At 69.6% G+C, this 1,039-nt stretch carries 1 protein-coding gene; it reads left to right on the top strand.

All coding sequences use genetic code 11. The features are described from left to right. The first annotated feature begins 618 nt into the window (after positions 1-618). Positions 619-1,035, top strand: a complete 417-nt coding sequence (gene icmB / locus GKQ77_RS33000) for a coenzyme B12-dependent isobutyryl CoA mutase small subunit (protein WP_219692819.1) — start codon at positions 619-621, stop codon at positions 1,033-1,035. The last annotated feature ends 4 nt before the right edge of the window (positions 1,036-1,039 follow it).

Here is a 1,039-nt window from a genome sequence, read left to right as displayed (position 1 = left end):
CGCTAGTCCCGGCAGGATCGTCAGACCTGGCAGTCTCGCCAGTCCCGGGAGGCTGGCCAGCCCCGCCAGTCCCGGGAGCCCTGCCAGCCCCGGTAACCCCGCCAGTCCCAGCAGACCCGTGAGTCCCGGTGGCCTCGGCAGTCGCGGCAGCGGAAAGCCGAGCGTGCGAAAGGGGCGGGCTCCTGTGAGCGGCATCGTCGACCTCCCGAGTGGCGCACGGGAGGACGGCTCTGTCCCCCGTGTGCCCTAGGGGGAGTCGTGAGCGAGGAGTCGGCTGTGCGACGGCGTTCTGCGCCACCGTGGTGCGGTGGCTCCCTGCCCCCGTTGCGTCGCCGACCGCTGGAGCGCCACGCCGTGCGACTGCCGACGCGGTGGTCCAACGATCTCGTTGCGGCTCCCCTCGCGCCTGGTCCGGGTGCGGAGCGTGAGCCCCTAGGTTGTGGACGGCGCGCAGCGAACGTGTCCCAACGTGTGATTTCCCCCTCCCTCTCCACCGCGAAACTGCCGCTTGCGCGATGCTGGAGATAACGTTCGTTCACTTCCCCGGCCGGTGCGGTGCGGGGTATCTGTGCTTGGACAGATGGATGTCGGTACGGATATCGGTACATGGAGGCAGTGATGGGTGTGGCAGCCGGGCCGATCCGCGTAGTGGTCGCCAAGCCGGGGCTCGACGGGCACGACCGCGGGGCCAAGGTGATCGCGCGGGCCTTGCGTGACGCCGGTATGGAGGTCATCTACACCGGGCTGCACCAGACGCCCGAGCAGGTGGTGGACACCGCGATCCAGGAGGACGCCGACGCGATCGGCCTCTCCATCCTGTCCGGGGCGCACAACACGCTGTTCGCGCGGGTGCTGGAGCTTTTGGAGGAGCGGGACGCGCAGGACATCCTGGTGTTCGGCGGCGGCATCATTCCGGAGGCGGACATCGCGCCGCTGAAGGAGAAGGGCGTCGCGGAGATCTTCACACCCGGGGCCACGACGACTTCGATCGTGGAGTGGGTGCGGGCCAACGTGCAGGAGCGGGCCGGGGCGTGATCTG

Source organism: Streptomyces anatolicus, from assembly GCF_019400875.1.
In the GTDB taxonomy this organism is placed as follows: Bacteria; Actinomycetota; Actinomycetes; order Streptomycetales; family Streptomycetaceae; genus Streptomyces; species Streptomyces anatolicus.
Note: the sequence above shows the minus strand (reverse complement) of the source record. Positions and strands in the feature narration are given on the sequence as shown.

Bases quoted from the DNA above. Each gene is read 5' to 3' on its own strand.
- icmB (WP_219692819.1), top strand. From the start codon at position 619: ATGGGTGTGGCAGCCGGGCCGATCCGCGTAGTGGTCGCCAAGCCGGGG.